This window comes from Bacillus sp. SIMBA_008, from assembly GCF_046535495.1.
Taxonomy (GTDB): Bacteria; Bacillota; Bacilli; order Bacillales; family Bacillaceae; genus Bacillus; species Bacillus subtilis.
Map to the genome: position 1 here is coordinate 378,713 of NZ_JAWRWL010000002.1, position 17,119 is coordinate 395,831.

At 41.9% G+C, this 17,119-nt stretch carries 20 protein-coding genes; 9 read left to right on the forward strand and 11 right to left on the reverse strand.

From position 1 onward, the window contains the following. The first annotated feature begins 80 nt into the window (after window positions 1-80). The gene (locus SB658_RS07325) at window positions 81-566 is read left to right on the forward strand and encodes a hypothetical protein (protein WP_003232265.1); all 486 of its coding nucleotides are present in this window, start codon (window positions 81-83) and stop codon (window positions 564-566) included. Between the two features lie 3 nt (window positions 567-569). Here the strand turns inward: SB658_RS07325 and SB658_RS07330 are convergent, their stop codons facing one another. Next, window positions 570-1,898: a PhoH family protein gene (locus SB658_RS07330; protein WP_003245272.1), complete on the reverse strand. Its 1,329-nt coding sequence runs from the start codon at window positions 1,896-1,898 to the stop codon at window positions 570-572. Window positions 1,899-2,052: 154 nt separating this feature from the next. Between SB658_RS07330 and SB658_RS07335 the strand changes: the two genes are divergently transcribed. Together SB658_RS07335 and SB658_RS07340 are read left to right on the forward strand one after the other, a co-directional pair. Next, window positions 2,053-2,682 (forward strand): YhcN/YlaJ family sporulation lipoprotein, encoded by a 630-nt coding sequence (locus tag SB658_RS07335; protein WP_003232269.1) that lies wholly within the window; start codon window positions 2,053-2,055, stop codon window positions 2,680-2,682. An 82-nt stretch (window positions 2,683-2,764) separates the two neighbouring features. Then, entirely contained in the window at window positions 2,765-2,974 is a 210-nt protein-coding gene (locus SB658_RS07340; protein WP_003232271.1) for a YlaI family protein, read from the forward strand. A gap of 55 nt (window positions 2,975-3,029) precedes the next feature. Here the strand turns inward: SB658_RS07340 and SB658_RS07345 are convergent, their stop codons facing one another. Together SB658_RS07345 and typA are read right to left on the reverse strand one after the other, a co-directional pair. Further along, the gene (locus SB658_RS07345) at window positions 3,030-3,347 is read right to left on the reverse strand and encodes a YlaH-like family protein (protein WP_003232274.1); all 318 of its coding nucleotides are present in this window, start codon (window positions 3,345-3,347) and stop codon (window positions 3,030-3,032) included. Window positions 3,348-3,403: 56 nt separating this feature from the next. Further along, the gene (gene typA, locus SB658_RS07350; RefSeq protein WP_003232278.1) at window positions 3,404-5,242 is read right to left on the reverse strand and encodes a translational GTPase TypA; all 1,839 of its coding nucleotides are present in this window, start codon (window positions 5,240-5,242) and stop codon (window positions 3,404-3,406) included. Between the two features lie 112 nt (window positions 5,243-5,354). Here typA and SB658_RS07355 point away from each other — a divergent pair, with 112 nt between their 5' ends. Further along, the gene (locus tag SB658_RS07355; RefSeq protein ID WP_003245500.1) at window positions 5,355-5,543 is read left to right on the forward strand and encodes a YlaF family protein; all 189 of its coding nucleotides are present in this window, start codon (window positions 5,355-5,357) and stop codon (window positions 5,541-5,543) included. Window positions 5,544-5,815: 272 nt separating this feature from the next. Further along, window positions 5,816-6,427, forward strand: coding sequence for a hypothetical protein (locus SB658_RS07360; RefSeq protein WP_003232282.1), 612 nt, complete (start codon window positions 5,816-5,818; stop codon window positions 6,425-6,427). A 39-nt stretch (window positions 6,428-6,466) separates the two neighbouring features. Here SB658_RS07360 and ylaD read toward each other — a convergent pair whose 3' ends face one another. The 4 genes from ylaD to SB658_RS07380 are packed head-to-tail and all read right to left on the reverse strand — an operon-like array spanning window position 6,467 to window position 9,477. Then, the gene (gene ylaD, locus SB658_RS07365) at window positions 6,467-6,760 is read right to left on the reverse strand and encodes an anti-YlaC sigma factor ylaD (protein WP_003232283.1); all 294 of its coding nucleotides are present in this window, start codon (window positions 6,758-6,760) and stop codon (window positions 6,467-6,469) included. Next, window positions 6,757-7,278, reverse strand: coding sequence for an RNA polymerase sigma factor YlaC (ylaC, locus tag SB658_RS07370; RefSeq protein WP_003232285.1), 522 nt, complete (start codon window positions 7,276-7,278; stop codon window positions 6,757-6,759). The genes ylaD and ylaC overlap by 4 nt, the downstream gene beginning before the upstream one ends. Further along, on the reverse strand, window positions 7,278-7,547 hold the full coding sequence (locus tag SB658_RS07375) for a hypothetical protein (RefSeq protein WP_003232287.1): 270 nt from the start codon (window positions 7,545-7,547) through the stop codon (window positions 7,278-7,280). The genes ylaC and SB658_RS07375 overlap by 1 nt, the downstream gene beginning before the upstream one ends. Continuing rightward, a complete protein-coding gene (locus SB658_RS07380; protein ID WP_080010587.1) occupies window positions 7,537-9,477 on the reverse strand; it encodes a hypothetical protein in 1,941 nt (646 codons plus the stop codon). The genes SB658_RS07375 and SB658_RS07380 overlap by 11 nt, the downstream gene beginning before the upstream one ends. A 284-nt stretch (window positions 9,478-9,761) precedes the next feature. On the opposite strand from SB658_RS07380, the gene nprE reads away from it, so the two are divergent. Next, on the forward strand, window positions 9,762-11,327 hold the full coding sequence (gene nprE, locus SB658_RS07385; RefSeq protein WP_003245026.1) for a neutral metalloprotease NprE: 1,566 nt from the start codon (window positions 9,762-9,764) through the stop codon (window positions 11,325-11,327). Window positions 11,328-11,680: 353 nt separating this feature from the next. Then, window positions 11,681-12,595 carry a class I SAM-dependent methyltransferase gene (locus SB658_RS07390; RefSeq protein ID WP_015715830.1) on the forward strand — a complete coding sequence of 305 codons (915 nt, stop codon included), beginning with the start codon at window positions 11,681-11,683 and terminating at the stop codon, window positions 12,593-12,595. Between the two features lie 77 nt (window positions 12,596-12,672). Here the strand turns inward: SB658_RS07390 and SB658_RS07395 are convergent, their stop codons facing one another. The 3 genes from SB658_RS07395 to SB658_RS07405 all read right to left on the reverse strand — a co-directional run bounded on the left by SB658_RS07395 (window position 12,673) and on the right by SB658_RS07405 (window position 14,252). Continuing rightward, on the reverse strand, window positions 12,673-13,101 hold the full coding sequence (locus tag SB658_RS07395; RefSeq protein ID WP_074794300.1) for a GNAT family protein: 429 nt from the start codon (window positions 13,099-13,101) through the stop codon (window positions 12,673-12,675). 25 nt (window positions 13,102-13,126) lie between these two features. Then, entirely contained in the window at window positions 13,127-13,924 is a 798-nt protein-coding gene (suhB, locus tag SB658_RS07400; RefSeq protein ID WP_003232297.1) for an inositol-1-monophosphatase, read from the reverse strand. Window positions 13,925-14,063: 139 nt separating this feature from the next. Then, window positions 14,064-14,252 (reverse strand): hypothetical protein, encoded by a 189-nt coding sequence (locus SB658_RS07405; RefSeq protein ID WP_009967148.1) that lies wholly within the window; start codon window positions 14,250-14,252, stop codon window positions 14,064-14,066. 239 nt (window positions 14,253-14,491) lie between these two features. On the opposite strand from SB658_RS07405, the gene SB658_RS07410 reads away from it, so the two are divergent. After that, window positions 14,492-15,130, forward strand: a complete 639-nt coding sequence (locus SB658_RS07410; RefSeq protein ID WP_015715828.1) for a YktB family protein — start codon at window positions 14,492-14,494, stop codon at window positions 15,128-15,130. A 32-nt stretch (window positions 15,131-15,162) separates the two neighbouring features. On the opposite strand, the gene SB658_RS07415 is transcribed toward SB658_RS07410, so the two are convergent. Then, window positions 15,163-15,429 (reverse strand): UPF0223 family protein, encoded by a 267-nt coding sequence (locus SB658_RS07415; protein ID WP_003245382.1) that lies wholly within the window; start codon window positions 15,427-15,429, stop codon window positions 15,163-15,165. A 184-nt stretch (window positions 15,430-15,613) separates the two neighbouring features. Here SB658_RS07415 and speA point away from each other — a divergent pair, with 184 nt between their 5' ends. Further along, window positions 15,614-17,086, forward strand: a complete 1,473-nt coding sequence (gene speA, locus SB658_RS07420) for an arginine decarboxylase (RefSeq protein WP_015715827.1) — start codon at window positions 15,614-15,616, stop codon at window positions 17,084-17,086. Window positions 17,087-17,119 lie beyond the last annotated feature (33 nt).

The window sequence follows — 17,119 nt, forward strand, 5'->3', positions numbered from 1 at the left end:
CATTTCAATACACATAATTTGTACACAAAGTGACAATTCATGCGAAAACTTTTATAATTTTGAGAGAAGGGGGTCATATCATGAGCGTTATCCAAGTAAAAGGCAATGTTACATATCCAATTACCATTGATCCAAGCGTATGGATTTTTGATGATCGCAAATTTTCGTTTGACCGCAAAGGGGACAGTCAAGACACATATTTACAATCAGCCGGGGATGAATCCGACCTTGATCCGGAACGCGTCATCAGAGAGGGGCGAATTGCGCCGCCTACATTAAAGACGGAAAAACAATATGAGAAGCAAAAACTGATGAACGGCAGTTTCGCAATGAGACTTGGGACTGTCCTGAAAAATGCTGAGCCGAACAGCTCTGCGACACAATGTGTATTTGTCACAAGTTCGGGAAAGGCCGCCGTTTCTCTGGAAACCGCTCTGAACAGTATTGTCCATTTCAGTGAGGCAGGCAAGCCGATTCAAGAAGGCGGCCCCGTGCATATTTACTTTGAAGGTCCGGTCCATCACAAACAGCCGATTACCGATGTAAAAGAGATCGAAATCATTTAAATGTTACAGCAAATCAGCTGCGAGCTGGGCGAGACCTGATCTCTCACCTTTTAATAGCTTCACGCTGCCTGAGATGGGTTGTCCTTTAAACCGCTCAACCACATAGGCCAAACCATTGTTCAGACTGTCTAAATATGGGTGATCAATTTGTTCAGGGTCACCCATTAAGACAATTTTACTGCCTTCACCGACTCTCGTCAGCAAAGTTTTCACCTCATGCCTGGTCAAATTTTGCGCTTCATCAATGATAATAAATTGATCTGGAATGCTTCTCCCTCTGATATAAGTCAGCGCCTCTACCTGAATTGAGCCAATTCCCGCCAAAATAGCATCAAGCTCCCCCGGTTTTTTCGCATTAAACAGAAACTCTAAGTTGTCAAAAATCGGCTGCATCCAAGGCTTTAGCTTTTCCTCTTTTTCGCCTGGCAAATACCCGATGTCCTTGCCAACAGGAACAATCGGCCTTGCGACGACCAGCTTTTTATATATTCCCAAGTCTTCTGTCTGTAATAGCCCTGCCGCCAAAGCTAAGAGCGTTTTGCCGGTTCCCGCTTTGCCGATCAGGGTGACAAGCGGAATATCTTCCCGCAGCAAAAGCTCTAATGCCATTGTCTGCTGTACATTTTTCGGCCTGATTCCCCATATATGTTCATCATCAAATACGAGTCTTTTTAATACCGTTCCGGTTTTATCTGCAATTCCGACTGCCGAGGAGGATCCTCCTAGCTCATCCTTCATTAAAGCAAACTGATTCGGATAAAACGCATGCTGTTTCACATCGTTTACTGAAATTTGATTTTTTCCGTAAAAAGAGCTGAACAGCTGCTGGCTGATATATAAATCTTTATAGCCGCTGTACATTTCATCATTGTCCACAACCCGGTCATTCAAGAAATCTTCAGCAAGCAGTCCGATTGCGTCGGCTTTAACCCTGACCAGTACATCCTTACTGACGAGGATAACCGGCCTGCCATTTTCCTTGGTTTCTTCCTCGAGGCTTAAGTTTTTCGCAACGGCTAATATGCGATTATCGTTCGTCTTTTCAATAAAGATCTCTTGCAGCTGGTGAAACGAACGATGATTCAGTTCAATTCTCAGTGTGCCGCCGGTGTCAAGCGGTACATGCTCATGCAGCCTGCCCTTTTGTCTTAGCGCATCGATTAGCTTAGATACGTGCCTTGCATTCCTCCCAACTTCGTCCATATACCGTTTTTTTGAATCAACCTCTTCTAAAACGACAGCAGGGATGACAACCTCATTTTCTTCAAAAGAAAATATCGCGTTAGGATCCTGTAATAACACATTCGTATCTAACACATAAATTTTACTCAAGTCTCAGCCTCCTGATATAAGGGTCAAAGTTCTTCCTGCTTCTCTTTTGATGAAAAAGGTGAATGCCTGCTAAAATATATGTTTTTGTGCATAAAGATAGAAGGTTAATTCAACAATAAAATTAATGAAAGCATTTTAAGGAGGGAACCCGCAAGTGCGAATTCTTTTCATTATCATACAGCTGACACTTATCCTGTCCGCTTGTGCCTATCAACAAGGAAAACAGGGCCAGAATGTTGAAAAAGAATCAACAAGACAGCAGGAGACTAAACCGATTCACGTAAAGGACACAACTCAAGAAACAAAAGACAATGGAACAAGAACGGATATTGCCAAGCATCTTGTCAGCGTTGCTGAAAAAAACCCCGACGTCAAGGATGCAACAGCCGTTGTGCTGGGAGGCTATGCTGTTGTTGGGATTGATGTCGATGATACTTTGGACAGAAGCAAAGTGGAAACCATTAAATATTCTGTAGCTCAGGCGCTAAAGAATGATCGATATGGCGCCAACGCAGTAGTCATTGCTGATCCCGATACGGTCAGCCGCCTTCGCGAAATGAGCAGAGAAATCAGCGAGGGCCATCCGGTAACAGGCATACTGGATGAATTAGCTGCAATTGTCGGCCGAGTGCTTCCCGAAGTGCCTAACGACGTGATTGACAATGAAGACGAACCGCAAACAAAGCAGCAAAATGACCAATTAAATAGAAAACAGCAACAGGAAATGGAGAAGGAGCAAAACGATCAATCTGATCATCATATGAAAAAGAACAACAATGACTAAGCTATAGCCTTGCGCTTTAGCTTTTTCTTATTTTGGACAGCTTCTGATCCGTGCTATAATAGATGTTAGTGAAAGAGGTGATATGATGAGGGTCAAATGTTCTATTTGCGATAAAATTGAAACAATTGATGATGATACCCTGATCGCGAAACGGCTTCGAAACCGCCCGATCCATACATATATGTGCCAGGAATGCCACGATCGGATTGCCAAAAAAACAGAGGAACGGCTGAAAACGGGAAAATTTACTTTTCACCCGGGACAGCAGAAAAAAGAAAAAGTCAAAAAATAAAGCGGCCGCTTAACCATACAGAACACAAAAAAGACTCAGCTTTCAGCTGAGTCTTTTATGATTTTGCAGACTGTCCTTTTTTCGACTGATACAGCCGGATTTTGTAAATGATTAAAATCAGCGCAGCGACGACCAATCCTTCTGCCACGGGCAAAAACACCCCTAAAAAAGTCAAAACAGTGCAGCCCAAAGCCAAAAATACATACACCACTGCAGATTTTAATACAGGAAGCCGTTTAGCAAATCCAAGCTTAAATACAATAACGGCCAACACAAAAATCGTGCCGTACAGCAGCCACATGCCTGCCGCAGGCTGCCGGTCTACTTGATATAGAGCGGCGAAGAACGACAGGCGTTCGCTTACGTCATTCAAAAAGATTCCCTCCCCTGTAAACGTACGGGTTCTATCTTTTCAAATTCTGCACGAAATTAAGACAATCCTGCTGTTTTTTTCTTTTTAGCTGCTTTTTCACGTTCGTTCTTATTGAGGATCTTCTTTCTTAAACGGATGGATTCAGGTGTTACTTCACAATATTCATCTTCGTTTAAGTACTCTAGAGACTCCTCAAGAGACATGATGCGCGCTTTTTTAATTGTAGTTGTCTGATCCTTTGTCGCAGAACGGACGTTTGTTTGCTGTTTCATTTTGCTGACGTTAACAACAAGGTCATTGTCACGGTTATGCTCTCCAACGATCATTCCTTCGTATACTTCAGTACCCGGCTCAACGAAGATGACACCGCGGTCTTCAATTCCTTGAATACCGTATGATGTTGCTTTTCCGTTTTCCATTGACACAAGTACACCTTGACGGCGTCCGCCGACTTGGCCTGCCTGCATCGGCTGGTAGCTGTCAAACGTATGGTTCAAAATACCGAATCCGCGTGTTAATGATAGGAATTCTGTAGAGTAACCGATCAATCCGCGGGAAGGAACTGTAAAGATGAGACGGACTTGGCCGTTTCCGTTGTTGATCATATCAACCATTTCGCCTTTGCGGGCACCCATTGATTCCATGACAGAGCCAGTATGCTCTTCAGGAACATCAATTTGCACACGTTCAACAGGCTCACAGCGTACGCCGTCGATTTCTTTGATAATAACTTCAGGTTTTGATACTTGAAGCTCATAGCCCTCACGACGCATATTTTCAATTAAAATTGACAAGTGCAGCTCACCGCGTCCTGAAACAACCCAAGCATCAGGAGAAGCTGTTGGCTCAACACGCAAGCTCACATCCGTCTGAAGCTGTGATTGAAGACGCTCTTCGATTTTGCGGGCCGTTACATATTTGCCTTCACGGCCTGCAAACGGACTGTTATTCACGACAAATGTCATTTGAAGTGTCGGCTCATCAATGCGAAGCACCGGAAGCGGATCTTGATGGTCTACAGGACATACCGTTTCACCAACGTTGATATCTTCCATCCCGGAAACCGCAACGAGGTCTCCCGCTTTTGCTTCTTCAATTTCCACACGCTTTAAGCCTTGGAAACCAAAAATCTTTGTAACACGGAATGACTTTGCCGTTCCGTCAAGCTTCATAAGAGAAACCTGCTGTCCGACTTTCATTGTGCCGCGGAATACGCGTCCGATTCCGATACGGCCTACATAGTCGTTGTAGTCAAGAAGGGCAACTTGGAATTGAAGCGGCTCCTCTGCATTATCAACAGGTGCCGGAACATGCTTAATAATGGTTTCATATAAAGCTTCCATGTTTTCATCCTGTTGTTTCGGATCAAGACTCGCTGTTCCATTAATCGCGGAAGCATATACCACTGGGAACTCGAGCTGCTCTTCATTAGCATCAAGCTCAATGAACAGATCCAGAACTTCATCGATAACTTCCTCTGGACGAGCAAAGTCACGGTCAATTTTGTTTACAACAACAACAGGGTTCAGGTTTTGCTCAAGAGCTTTTTTCAGAACAAAACGAGTTTGAGGCATACAGCCTTCATATGCGTCAACGACAAGCACTACGCCGTCAACCATTTTCATAATCCGTTCTACTTCTCCCCCAAAGTCTGCGTGTCCAGGGGTGTCCAAAATATTGATACGTGTATCTTTATAGTTAATCGCAGTATTTTTCGCCAATATTGTAATGCCGCGTTCGCGTTCAAGATCATTAGAGTCCATTGCGCGTTCAGCAACCTGTTCGTTGGCACGGAACGTACCAGCCTGATGTAAAAGCTGATCGACTAGAGTCGTTTTCCCATGGTCAACGTGGGCAATAATCGCGATGTTGCGAAGATCATTTCGAAGTTTCACTTTTTCATCTCCTAAAAAAATTAGATAACTTTCATATTATATCACACATCCTCTTTAAAAGCGTCACGTTTTTCTGTAAACTTAATATAAGACGTAAAAGGGGATGGAATTTATGAAAAAAATGAATTGGCTTTTACTATTATTTGCATTTGCAGCGGTTTTCAGCATTATGCTGATCGGCGTCTTTATCGCTGAAAAAAGCCCTGCAGGCATTATCGCCAGCATTGTACTTGTTTGCGCTGTCATGGGCGGCGGATTTACATTAAAAAAGAAAATGCGCGAACAAGGCTTGCTTGATTAAAAGCATTGCCCCGCCGGCGACATTGTAATCAAAAAACACCGCAAAGAAAGCGGTGTTTTTCATTTCTTTAAGCCTTATCTCCCCTGTTTCTTAGTCAGGAAGATGCAAAACAGCCTTCATACATAGACAATCGTTCTAACGATCACACGTGCAGCCTTCAAAAATTAGTTCGGCAACGATACACATAAAATACCATAGCGCCTATTCCTTCACCGGAAACTACTCCCTATAATGGAATTTGTAGCACAATTCATAAAAGGGAGAGAAGAAACATGAAGAAAACATTTGTAAAAAAAGCTATGTTAACGACTGCCGCAATGACCTCAGCTGCTCTATTAACGTTCGGTCCTGATGCAGCCAGCGCAAAAACACCGGTTGATAACACTGCTGTTCAACTCCAGCATCAGGCGAGCACTAACGAAGATCTCAATACATTCATTGATATATTAAATCAATGTATTTACGAACAAGACGGTGTATATTATTTTGACAGCGAAAAAGCTGTCGAGTTAGGAATGACAAAAGAAGAGGCTCAGGTAATTGCTACACTCTGGGAATCGACATCAGAATTTTTCAGCATTGTTTCACAATGTGTGTATCTCGAGGATGGAAATTACAAATTTGATACAGAAAAAGCAGTTGAACTTGGCTTCACAGAAAAAGAAGCACTTGCACTTGAACAATTTTTCTCCGCTGTTTCTCTCAAGATTCACATTCTTCAAGCAGCCATTGTGCTACAAGATGATGTGTACAGCTATGATAAAGACGCAGCGCTACAAGCAGGTGCAACGCCACTGCAAGCTGACGTTTATGAAAAACTCTTCAGTGCCCTGTCACAAGAACAGCTTGCCGCTATTTACGATATGATTCATCCCCAGGCTTAATGTAAAAAAGCGCTTGCCGGAATCGGACAAGCGCTTTTTTTATATCAGCAGTTTGATGATCAGCATCATGGCAACCGCCGCTCCAAACCAGCAGGCAGCTTTCATGATCAGTAATCCATAGTACCTCTGTTTAAAACGCAGTTCTTCTTCCGGCAGATAAGCCTCCTCAACGGCCTGTTCGCTTTCCAATTCAAATGGCTCAGCCATCGTGTCATACATGTCTCTGCAGCTGCTGCACATTTTTAAATGCTCTTCTATAACGTGTTCCGTTTCTCTTTTACAATCACCTTCAAGATACAGAGGAAGCAGGTCTCTTACTAGAAAGCAGGTCATATCCGCTCCTCCTCTCTACTTTTCGTCATGTGTTTCTTAAGTTCTAATCTAGCCCGGTGCAATGTGGTTTTCACCTTAGAAAGACTCCATCCCAATATCTCAGCGATTTCTTCATAAGAAAGCTCTTGGAATTTTCTTAAAATCAAAACGGATTGATGCTGATCTTTTAACTTCAGGAGCTCCTGCCGCAGTGTTTCGCTTTTCACCGTTCGTGACAGATACTGTTCAGGCTGCTCATAAGTTGTTTGCGTTAACCCTTCATTTTTGCTGATTTCAGTAAATTGGTATTTGACATCCCTTCGGTACCAATTGATAAAGGTATGATGCGCAATGGTGTAGAGCCATGTTCTGATGGAAGAATGCCCCCTAAACGAAGCCAGACCATTAAGAGCTTTCACAAACGTGTCCTGCGCTAAGTCCTTGGCTGTTTCAAGATGATGAGTCCTTCTGAATAAATAATTTAAAATTTCTTGATAATACTGCCGATACAAGTCCTCAATGGAATCCCTATGCTTCATTAAAAGTAAAACCACACCGTCATCCAAATGGCCAATAAAATGAAACAGATATACATGGAAGACAGGTATACTTTCATATATCTGATTTGGCTTTCTTCTTCAGCACCGGGACTTCTCTTTAAACAAGTTTTACTCTTTAAGTCTTCCGCATTCTTTTGAAATAGGGATTCATGCTGTTTCATCCATTCCATTGATTCATCCTCTAGCTCTCCTTCTTTATACAGGTCGTATAAGTCTACAAAAACAGACTCTTTTTCTTTATGATTCATAAAGACTTTTCACCTCTTGTGTTTCTCCATCCACTACATAGGCATCATGGCGATTTGAACCAAACGGCTGAATAATGATCAGCCATGCATAATGCCGTTCATCCCCTCTTTGAACGATAATCGGACGCATACGCTTTTTGTAAATGACATCCTGATATAGAGAAGCTACTTTTTCGTAAGCCAATGTTCCATTACGATACGTATAAGGGAATGACTGATCAGGTGTATCGCTATATACATAAACGTTTAGCTGACCTTGATCTTCAAAAAACTCATATGTTTTAGAAGAATCAGTATACATCACCATGTCACCCTGACTGCTTTTTTTCTTCTTTTCTGATCCACGAGCATCGAAGATCGATAATATCTGATGCTGCATCCGGCTGTTAGCCATTGAGATATTCTTTTTCATCGGAAGCGAAAGACTATGTAAACAACCTGATTCGCCCTCAAATTCCAAAACAATTCCACCTTTTGTTTCCACTCTCACCATGCTTCCGAGCAGGCTATTGCTTTCAATATCAGTGATCTGATAAGGCTGTTTTGAGATGTTCAGCGCTGTAAACATTTGTTCCACTTTGTCTTGAATGTCTTGTTCCGTTATATGAACATGCAGAAGAGAGTCGAGCTGGTAAATCGATGGATCTTCACTAAAACCCATTAAGGTTTCCTTTTCCCAATAAAATACCGCGCCATCATCAGCATGATCTTTTTTATGCAGTTGATTTTTCAGGTATATACGTACGACTGTCTGGTCGTCCTCATTCGATACCTTTGTTTCGATAAGATCCTTATGTAACACACGTCCGTGTCGCTCAAGGAAAGCGATGGACTTTCGCTTGTACTCCTGATTCGTTAGCTTTTTCCCATGTGCTTTTTGTAAGTATTCATAATTACGAATCAGCTGCGATACTTCATCTACCTCAGCTTTATAACCTTTGCTTTCAAATGAGTAGAAATAATGCACATCCATGTTTGTATCGTGCAAATAAAGTGTTTCATCCGTAGGAAAAAATGACTTTAGTATCTGTTCCGCTTTTTCTGATGAAATGTGCTCCCCGACAAAATTGAATGAATCATGGACATTTGCTGGCTTTGATACAGCGAAAGCAGCCGTTCCTATGTTATATATCGGATTTAACAGCAGGACAAAAAACACCAGGACAGCCATCGTCACCCACTTATTCACACGCACATAAACCTTTCCTGACTTTTGGAACAGATGATAGCTCATCAAAAATCCCGCCATTGCCAAATAAATCGTATATGGCATTACTGCACCATAATCTTTTGAGATTTGATTGGGATATGGCGCAAGCAGCAAGACAAGCAGTCCGATAATCAGCGTATAAAATAAGCCTAGTAAAATCTTATTTGTTCTCCAATACAGCTTAAATAACACAACATTCAACACAATAGGAAGAGTAATAATGAAAAACAGAAACACGAATGCAATTGGCTCGACTCCATCCGGATTTTCCTTCCAATACGTAAAGAAACTGAATATCATTTGTACGATTGGCAAACTGACAACGGCAAGGTCGAACGTATAAAACTTACCCTTTCCGCCATGATCACGCGGCATCAGCATATAGTGAAAAGCCGTCAGCAGCACATATCCGTATAACAAAAAATGCAGCAGCGGCAGCAGTTCTTTTCCGTCCTCTCTTAAGTAAGCGCTGGTGAAGTTTGTTGATTGCACCTGGTGAATAAGTTCAACAGACACTCCCGCCAGCAGCACAATCCGCAATATAACACCCGCCATGAACATTGTGCGCTGCCGGTTTATTTTGGGATGATGCCCCAAAAGATATAAGCCCGCCAGAACAACAATTGACCATTGAATCAGCAGGGTGCTTTGTCTGCTTAATATTAAATAACGTTCGAAATGCAATACATAATGACTGAATAACTCCAACACGAACAACAATCCTTTACTTCTTATTAAGGCCTCATTCGGTTAGACAGCGGACTTTTCAAAAAGTTTCAAGATGAAACAAAAATATCTCATCTTCCCCTTGATATGTAAAAAACATAACTCTTGAGTGAACCATCACATGACACTTGACTCATCTTGATATTATTCAACAAAAACAAACACAGGACAATACTATCAATTTTGTCTAGTTATGTTAGTTTTTGTTGAGTATTCCAGAATGCTAGTTTAATATAACAATATAAAGTTTTCAGTATTTTCAAAAAGGGGGATTTATTGTGGGTTTAGGTAAGAAATTGTCTGTTGCTGTCGCTGCTTCGTTTATGAGTTTATCAATCAGCCTGCCAGGTGTTCAGGCTGCTGAAGGTCATCAGCTTAAAGAGAATCAAACAAATTTCCTCTCCAAAAATGCAATTGCGCAATCAGAACTCTCCGCACCAAATGACAAGGCTGTCAAGCAGTTTTTGAAAAAGAACAGCAACATTTTTAAAGGTGACCCTTCCAAAAGGCTGAAGCTTGTTGAAAGCACGACTGATGCCCTTGGATACAAGCACTTTCGATATGCGCCTGTCGTTAACGGAGTGCCAATTAAAGATTCGCAAGTGATCGTTCACGTCGATAAATCCGATAATGTCTATGCGGTCAATGGTGAATTACACAATCAATCTGCTGCAAAAACAGATAACAGCCAAAAAGTCTCTTCTGAAAAAGCGCTGGCACTCGCTTTCAAAGCTATCGGCAAATCACCAGACGCTGTTTCTAACGGAGCGGCCAAAAACAGCAATAAAGCCGAATTAAAAGCGATAGAAACAAAAGACGGCAGCTATCGTCTTGCTTACGACGTGACGATTCGCTATGTCGAGCCTGAACCTGCAAACTGGGAAGTCTTAGTTGACGCCGAAACAGGCAGCATTTTAAAACAGCAAAATAAAGTAGAACATGCCGCCGCCACTGGAAGCGGAACAACTCTAAAGGGCGCAACTGTTCCTTTGAACATCTCTTATGAAGGCGGAAAATATGTTCTAAGAGATCTTTCAAAACCAACAGGCACCCAAATCATCACATATGATTTGCAAAACAGACAAAGCCGCCTTCCGGGCACGCTTGTCTCAAGCACAACGAAAACATTTACATCTTCATCACAGCGGGCAGCCGTTGACGCACACTATAACCTCGGTAAAGTGTACGATTATTTTTATTCAAACTTTAAACGAAACAGCTATGATAACAAAGGCAGTAAAATCGTTTCTTCCGTTCACTACGGCACTCAATACAATAACGCTGCATGGACAGGAGACCAGATGATTTACGGTGATGGCGACGGTTCATTCTTCTCTCCGCTTTCCGGCTCATTAGATGTGACAGCGCATGAAATGACACATGGCGTCACCCAAGAAACAGCCAACTTGATTTATGAAAATCAGCCAGGTGCATTAAACGAGTCTTTCTCTGACGTATTCGGGTATTTTAACGATACAGAAGACTGGGACATCGGTGAAGACATTACGGTCAGCCAGCCTGCTCTTCGCAGCCTGTCCAACCCTACAAAATACAACCAGCCTGACAATTACGCCAATTACCGAAACCTTCCAAACACAGATGAAGGCGATTATGGCGGTGTACACACAAACAGCGGAATTCCAAACAAAGCCGCTTACAACACCATCACAAAACTTGGTGTATCTAAATCACAGCAAATCTATTACCGTGCGTTAACAACGTACCTCACGCCTTCTTCCACGTTCAAAGATGCCAAGGCAGCTCTCATTCAGTCTGCCCGTGACCTCTACGGCTCAACTGATGCCGCTAAAGTTGAAGCAGCCTGGAATGCTGTTGGATTGTAATATTAGAAAAAGCCTGAGAAATCTCAGGCTTTTTTTTCGTTACATATCTTGATTACTCTCTTCAGCAGCAATGACGAAAAGATGCTGCCATGAGACAGAAACGGCTTCTGATTTGCAAAAAGAGGGATGCAGCCGCAAGTGCGCATTTTATAAAAGCTAATGATTCAGTCCACATAATTGATAGACGAATTCTGCTACAGGTCACGTGGCTATGTGAAGGATCGCGCGTCCAGTTAAGAGCAAAAACATTGACAAAAAAAATTATTTATGCTAAAATTTACTATTAATATATTTGTATGTATAATAAGATTCTCCTGGCCAGGAGAATCTTATTTTTTGTGGAGGATCATTTCATGAGGAAAAATGAGTCCAGCTTAACGTCTTTGATTTCAGCGTTTGCCCGTGCTTATCACAGCAAATATGACACACCTCTTATTTTTGATGATTTTATCGCAAAAGATCTCATTAACGAAAAAGAGTTTATCGACATCAGTAAAAATATGATTCAAGGAATATCGTTTTTCAACAAAGAGATCGCCGAACGTCTTCAAAATGATCCTGAAAAAATATTAAAATGGGTTGCACAAATCCAGCTGTCTCCCACGCCACTAGCACGTGCTTCTTATTGTGAAAAAGTCTTGCACAACGAATTAATCCTGGGGGCAAAACAGTATGTCATTCTTGGAGCGGGGCTGGATACCTTCTGCTTTCGGCATCCAGAATTAGAAAACAGCTTACAGGTTTTCGAGGTTGACCATCCGGCTACACAGCAATTCAAAAAAAATAAGCTGAAGGATGCAAATCTGACAATTCCGGGTCATCTTCATTTTGTTCCTATGGATTTCACCAAAACGTTTTCGTATGATCCTCTCTTAGATGAAGGATTTAAAAACACAAAAACATTCTTCAGCCTTCTCGGAGTGTCTTATTATGTAACACGGGAAGAAAATGCAAGCTTGATCAGCAATTTATTTTCTCATGTCCCGCCTGGAAGCTCTATTGTTTTTGATTATGCGGACGAAACACTTTTTACAGCAAAAGGGACGTCGAATCGAGTTGAACATATGGTGAAGATGGCTGCCGCAAGCGGGGAACCGATGAAATCATGTTTCACTTATCAAGAGATTGAACATCTGTTAGAGTCATCTGGTTTACTGATCTATGAACATCTATCACCAGACGACATTAATGACCTTTTGTTTAGTAATCGAAAAGACAATTTGTCAGCGTTTGAAACGATTCATTATATTCATGCGGTAAAAAAATAATTTTCAAATTATCAGAAGCCTCTCAATGTTTGAGAGGCTTTTTATTGAACCCGCATGCAACAAATAAGCTGCCATTATCATATGGCAGCTTCTGCTAAAGGCTTCACCAGGATCATAAATGATTTGCCTTTCTCATCTTTTTCCGTTTTCAGCTGTTCAAAGCCGCATTGGCTTAAAAACAGTATCCATTCCCTGCGCTCAATGGGAACTCCCGCAAACATCGCTTTATGTTTCGCTCTAAGCAATTTGCTGATCTGTTCAATGATCATCTTCGCATGTCCCTTTTTTTCTTCAGCCGGGTCAATCAGAACCGTTCCGAGCCACGGCTTACCGTTTGAAGGAGACCACTCGAGATGGTAGCTGACGGCAACAGGCAGACCGTCTTTTTCCCATACAAGCCATAAACCGTTGTACATGGAGTAGGAAATGATATAGTCTTCTGCATCTTTATCTCCAAACTCCTCCTCTTTCCATACAGGATGAGCCTCCGCGAGCTTTTCTAACAAGCTGAGATCATCCTGCTCAAATGGCCTACTTCCGAGCATGAAGATACTCTTCAAATATCGTTTTATGTATAGATGGGTTTCCGGCTAACACACTGTGGTTTTCTAAAAAGGTAAACGGCTCTCCTTCAATGGTCGTATAGGTGCCTCCTACTTCATTTAACAGCACACAGCCGGCTGCGTAGTCCCATGGCGCAAGCCGCATCGTGATGTAAGCATCTATTCTTCCTGCCGCGACATTTGCCAGCTCTAAAGCGGCAGAACCGTAGGAGCGTGTGCCTCTGACTCTTTTCACAAGTGGCGCTAACACACTTTGATCAATTCTTCTGTTTTCCGTTACCCATGTTGCATTAATGGCAAGAATCGCTTCTTCAATGACGGTTTCTTTTAAAGGAGCCAGCTTCGTTTCATTCATATAAGCTCCTCTGCCGCTAAATGCGTGATACAGCTCATCGTGCACCACATCATAAATTAAGCCGATTTTCCCTTCACCGTTTTCAAAAATCCCAATGGAAATCGCAAAATTTCTTTGCTGATGCACAAAATTCATCGTCCCGTCAATCGGATCAATAATCCATACGACTCCCTCAAGTGAGTGGATTTTGTCTCCTTGCCCCTCTTCACCGAGTATCCGATGTCCCGGAAATGTTTCTTGAATTCGATCAATGAAAAACTTTTCGGTTTCTTTGTCAATATTGGTGACTAAATCATTCGGATTTGATTTCGTTTCAATTGTCAGGCTTTCATGCATGGATTGTGTAATTCTCGCGCCTGCTTCTCTTATCCACTTCTTTGCAATCTCATCAATTTCCGTCCAATTTGTCATTCGTTCGTACCTCTCTTCTATGTAGACCTTTTATTTTATAGGATACTGATAACGGCAATGAAAAAGCAAGGAAAATGAAAAATATCCCTTCTCACGTAAAAACGAACCATTCATGCGGTTCGTTTTCACTATCGCTTTTTTACCCGTTAAGACGAATCCATTCTTTTCTAAGTCGCTCAAGTTTGTTTTTGCTTTGTTCAATCTGCTCTTCATTTTCTTTCTGCATTGCTTCATATAGGGTTGCCAATTCATAATCAACCTCTAGTCTCCAGACAGCAACACGATTGTTTTTCTCTTCCTTAAATCCCTCTTTTACAACTTGCCTCATTGTCTTTCGCCCCTTCCAGAGATCATTTGTTTGTAAAAAAGCATCCCATTTTGCCATTCAACAATGATTACTTCTTATATCGTATGATTGTTCTATTTACGCGCAACATGATTCTGAAAATTGTGTGTTTACCTATTCGTTTATTACCACATTTCCCCTTACTTCAAACGCGCTCAATCTTTTTGAAGCTCGTATGAACTGTGATAAAATATGTATACTTAGCATGAAGGAGGAAAATCATGACACAAATGCGTTTCACTGAAGAAGACTTTAACACATTTACAATAGAAGGCTTAGACGCGCGCATGGAAGTATTAAAAGAGACGGTCCGTCCGAAGCTTACAGCTCTAGGCGAACATTTTGCCCCAACTTTATCAGCTTTAACCGGAGATGAAATGTTTCCGCATGTGGCAAAGCATGCAAGAAGATCCGTCAATCCCCCTGCTGACAGCTGGGTGGCGTTCGCAAACAGCAAAAGAGGCTATAAAAAACTGCCGCATTTCCAAATTGGTTTATGGGAAAGCCACGTCTTTGTGTGGTTTGCGATTATTTATGAATCCCCTATCAAAGAAGAATACGGCAAATTGCTTGAAATGAACCAAGAAACCATTACGAAAAATATCCCTGACAGCTTCGTTTGGTCTGCAGATCACACAAAACCGGGAGTACATAAACAGTCTGAAATGGACAAGGAACAGCTGAAGACACTGTTTGAGCGTTTGCAGACTGTAAAGAAAGCCGAGCTGTTATGCGGCATCCAGCTCCAAAAAGAAGAAGTGCTGAATATGAATAACCAGGAATTCCTTCAGCGTATCGACAATGCCTTTAAACAGCTTGCTTTTCTGTACCGTCTCACCCAAAAAGTATCACAAGCATAAAAAAGAGCCGGGATATCCCCCGGCTCTTTTTCTTACATCTTAATCTTCGCGTGATCAGATTCTCTCGCCTGCTTGACCGTGCGATAAGGAGAATATGTACTTTGTTCCTCAAACTCGCCGCATAGCTTTTTTTCTTCGGCCTTCCCCGGTACAATTTCCTTGAAACGGCGGTAAGCTTTAAGCAGTTCTTCACGATCCGCCCCTTTTTCATATGCAAGCTCAACCTGCTGGAAAAATGCAATCACATCCACTGCTTCTTCGGTTGTCCAATCTTCATTCATCGGATATTGATACTCCATTTTCTTCACTCCTTGTAGATTTACTTCCCTTAAGAGAAAGCATCTTCATTTGATCATAAATTGTTCTTTACATTCTTTCAAGTTCATAATATAATTCATTTGTTTTACGTCTAAAAAACGGTTGAGAAACTGATTTTAATACACACTATTATGCATAGGTATGATTACAAAGGTGGGAAAACAATTGTCGCAACATGAAACACCCTTATACACAGGACTGAAAAAGCATGCAAGCAGACAGCCTGTTCAATTCCACATTCCCGGCCATAAAAAAGGGGCAGGAATGGACCCAGAATTCAGACAATTTATCGGTGAAAACGCGTTAAGCATAGATTTGATTAATATTGAACCATTAGACGATCTGCACGCGCCAAAAGGCATTATTAAACAAGCACAAGACCTGGCTGCTGAAGCATTTGGAGCGGATCATACATTTTTTTCTGTTCAAGGAACAAGCGGCGCCATTATGACAATGGTAATGGCTGTTTGCGGACCTGGCGATAAAATTATTATTCCAAGAAATGTTCATAAATCAATTATGACAGCTATTGTATTTTCCGGAGCGGTTCCAATTTTTATTCATCCTGAAATTGACAATGAGTTGGGCATCTCCCACGGCATTACACTTGAATCTGCTAAACGGGCGATTACCGAACATCCGGATGCAAAAGGGCTTCTCGTCATCAACCCGACATATTTCGGTGTTGCAGCCGACTTAAAAAGCATCGTAGAACTCGCTCATTCGTTCAATGTGCCGGTACTTGTTGATGAAGCACACGGCGTTCACATTCATTTTCACGATGAATTGCCGCTTTCAGCTATGCAGGCAGGAGCAGACATAGCAGCGACAAGTGTCCACAAACTGGGCGGATCACTGACACAAAGCTCTATTTTAAACATGAGAGAAGGCCTTGTATCTAAAGACAGAGTGCAATCCATCCTGAGCATGCTGACAACTACGTCAACTTCTTACTTGCTTCTCGCTTCTTTGGATGTTGCCAGAAAACGCCTTGCAACAGAAGGCCGCCAGCTTGCTGAGGAAACACTCAAGCTTGCCAATCAGACGAGAGATCGCCTCAATCAGATTGAAGGCATTTATTGTGTCGGTTCTGAGATTCTTGGGTCGAAAGCAGCTTACAGCTATGATCCGACAAAATTGATTATCTCTGTGAAAAGTCTTGGCCTGACAGGACATGACGTGGAAAAATGGCTTCGTGAATCCTTTAATATTGAGGTTGAGCTTTCTGATCTGTACAATATTTTGTGTATTTTCACTCCTGGTGACAGCCAAAATGATGCAGACCGGCTTGTAGAAGCTTTAACTGAGATCGCACAGCAAATGTCAGAACAAGATGTAACACATCAGCAAACTGAGGTTCTGCTTCCAGAAATACCTTTATTGGCAATGACTCCGCGTGATGCTTTCTATGCAAATACGGAAGTCATCCCATTAAAAGAAGCATCCGGACGGATTATTGCTGAATTTGTCATGGTATATCCGCCTGGTATTCCAATCTTCATTCCTGGAGAAATTATTACAGAAGAAAACATCAGCTACATTTTTAAAAACCTTGACGCAGGCCTCCCTGTTCAAGGACCTGAGGACTCGACTTTACATATGATCCGAGTCATCAAAGAACAAAAAGCAATTCAATAAAAAATAAAAAGCATGTGGCTTAAAGCCGCATGC

What these genes read in the sequence shown, in the direction of transcription:
- SB658_RS07325 (WP_003232265.1), top strand. Translation starts at nt 81, where the DNA reads ATGAGCGTTATCCAAGTAAAAGGCAATGTTACATATCCAATTACCATT.
- SB658_RS07340 (WP_003232271.1), top strand. Translation starts at nt 2,765, where the DNA reads ATGATGAGGGTCAAATGTTCTATTTGCGATAAAATTGAAACAATTGAT.
- SB658_RS07355 (WP_003245500.1), top strand. Translation starts at nt 5,355, where the DNA reads ATGAAAAAAATGAATTGGCTTTTACTATTATTTGCATTTGCAGCGGTT.
- SB658_RS07360 (WP_003232282.1), top strand. Translation starts at nt 5,816, where the DNA reads ATGAAGAAAACATTTGTAAAAAAAGCTATGTTAACGACTGCCGCAATG.
- ylaD (WP_003232283.1), bottom strand. Translation starts at nt 6,760, where the DNA reads ATGACCTGCTTTCTAGTAAGAGACCTGCTTCCTCTGTATCTTGAAGGT.
- ylaC (WP_003232285.1), bottom strand. Translation starts at nt 7,278, where the DNA reads ATGAAGCATAGGGATTCCATTGAGGACTTGTATCGGCAGTATTATCAA.
- SB658_RS07375 (WP_003232287.1), bottom strand. Translation starts at nt 7,547, where the DNA reads ATGAATCATAAAGAAAAAGAGTCTGTTTTTGTAGACTTATACGACCTG.
- SB658_RS07390 (WP_015715830.1), top strand. Translation starts at nt 11,681, where the DNA reads ATGAGGAAAAATGAGTCCAGCTTAACGTCTTTGATTTCAGCGTTTGCC.
- suhB (WP_003232297.1), bottom strand. Translation starts at nt 13,924, where the DNA reads ATGACAAATTGGACGGAAATTGATGAGATTGCAAAGAAGTGGATAAGA.
- SB658_RS07405 (WP_009967148.1), bottom strand. Translation starts at nt 14,252, where the DNA reads ATGAGGCAAGTTGTAAAAGAGGGATTTAAGGAAGAGAAAAACAATCGT.
- SB658_RS07410 (WP_015715828.1), top strand. Translation starts at nt 14,492, where the DNA reads ATGACACAAATGCGTTTCACTGAAGAAGACTTTAACACATTTACAATA.
- SB658_RS07415 (WP_003245382.1), bottom strand. Translation starts at nt 15,429, where the DNA reads ATGGAGTATCAATATCCGATGAATGAAGATTGGACAACCGAAGAAGCA.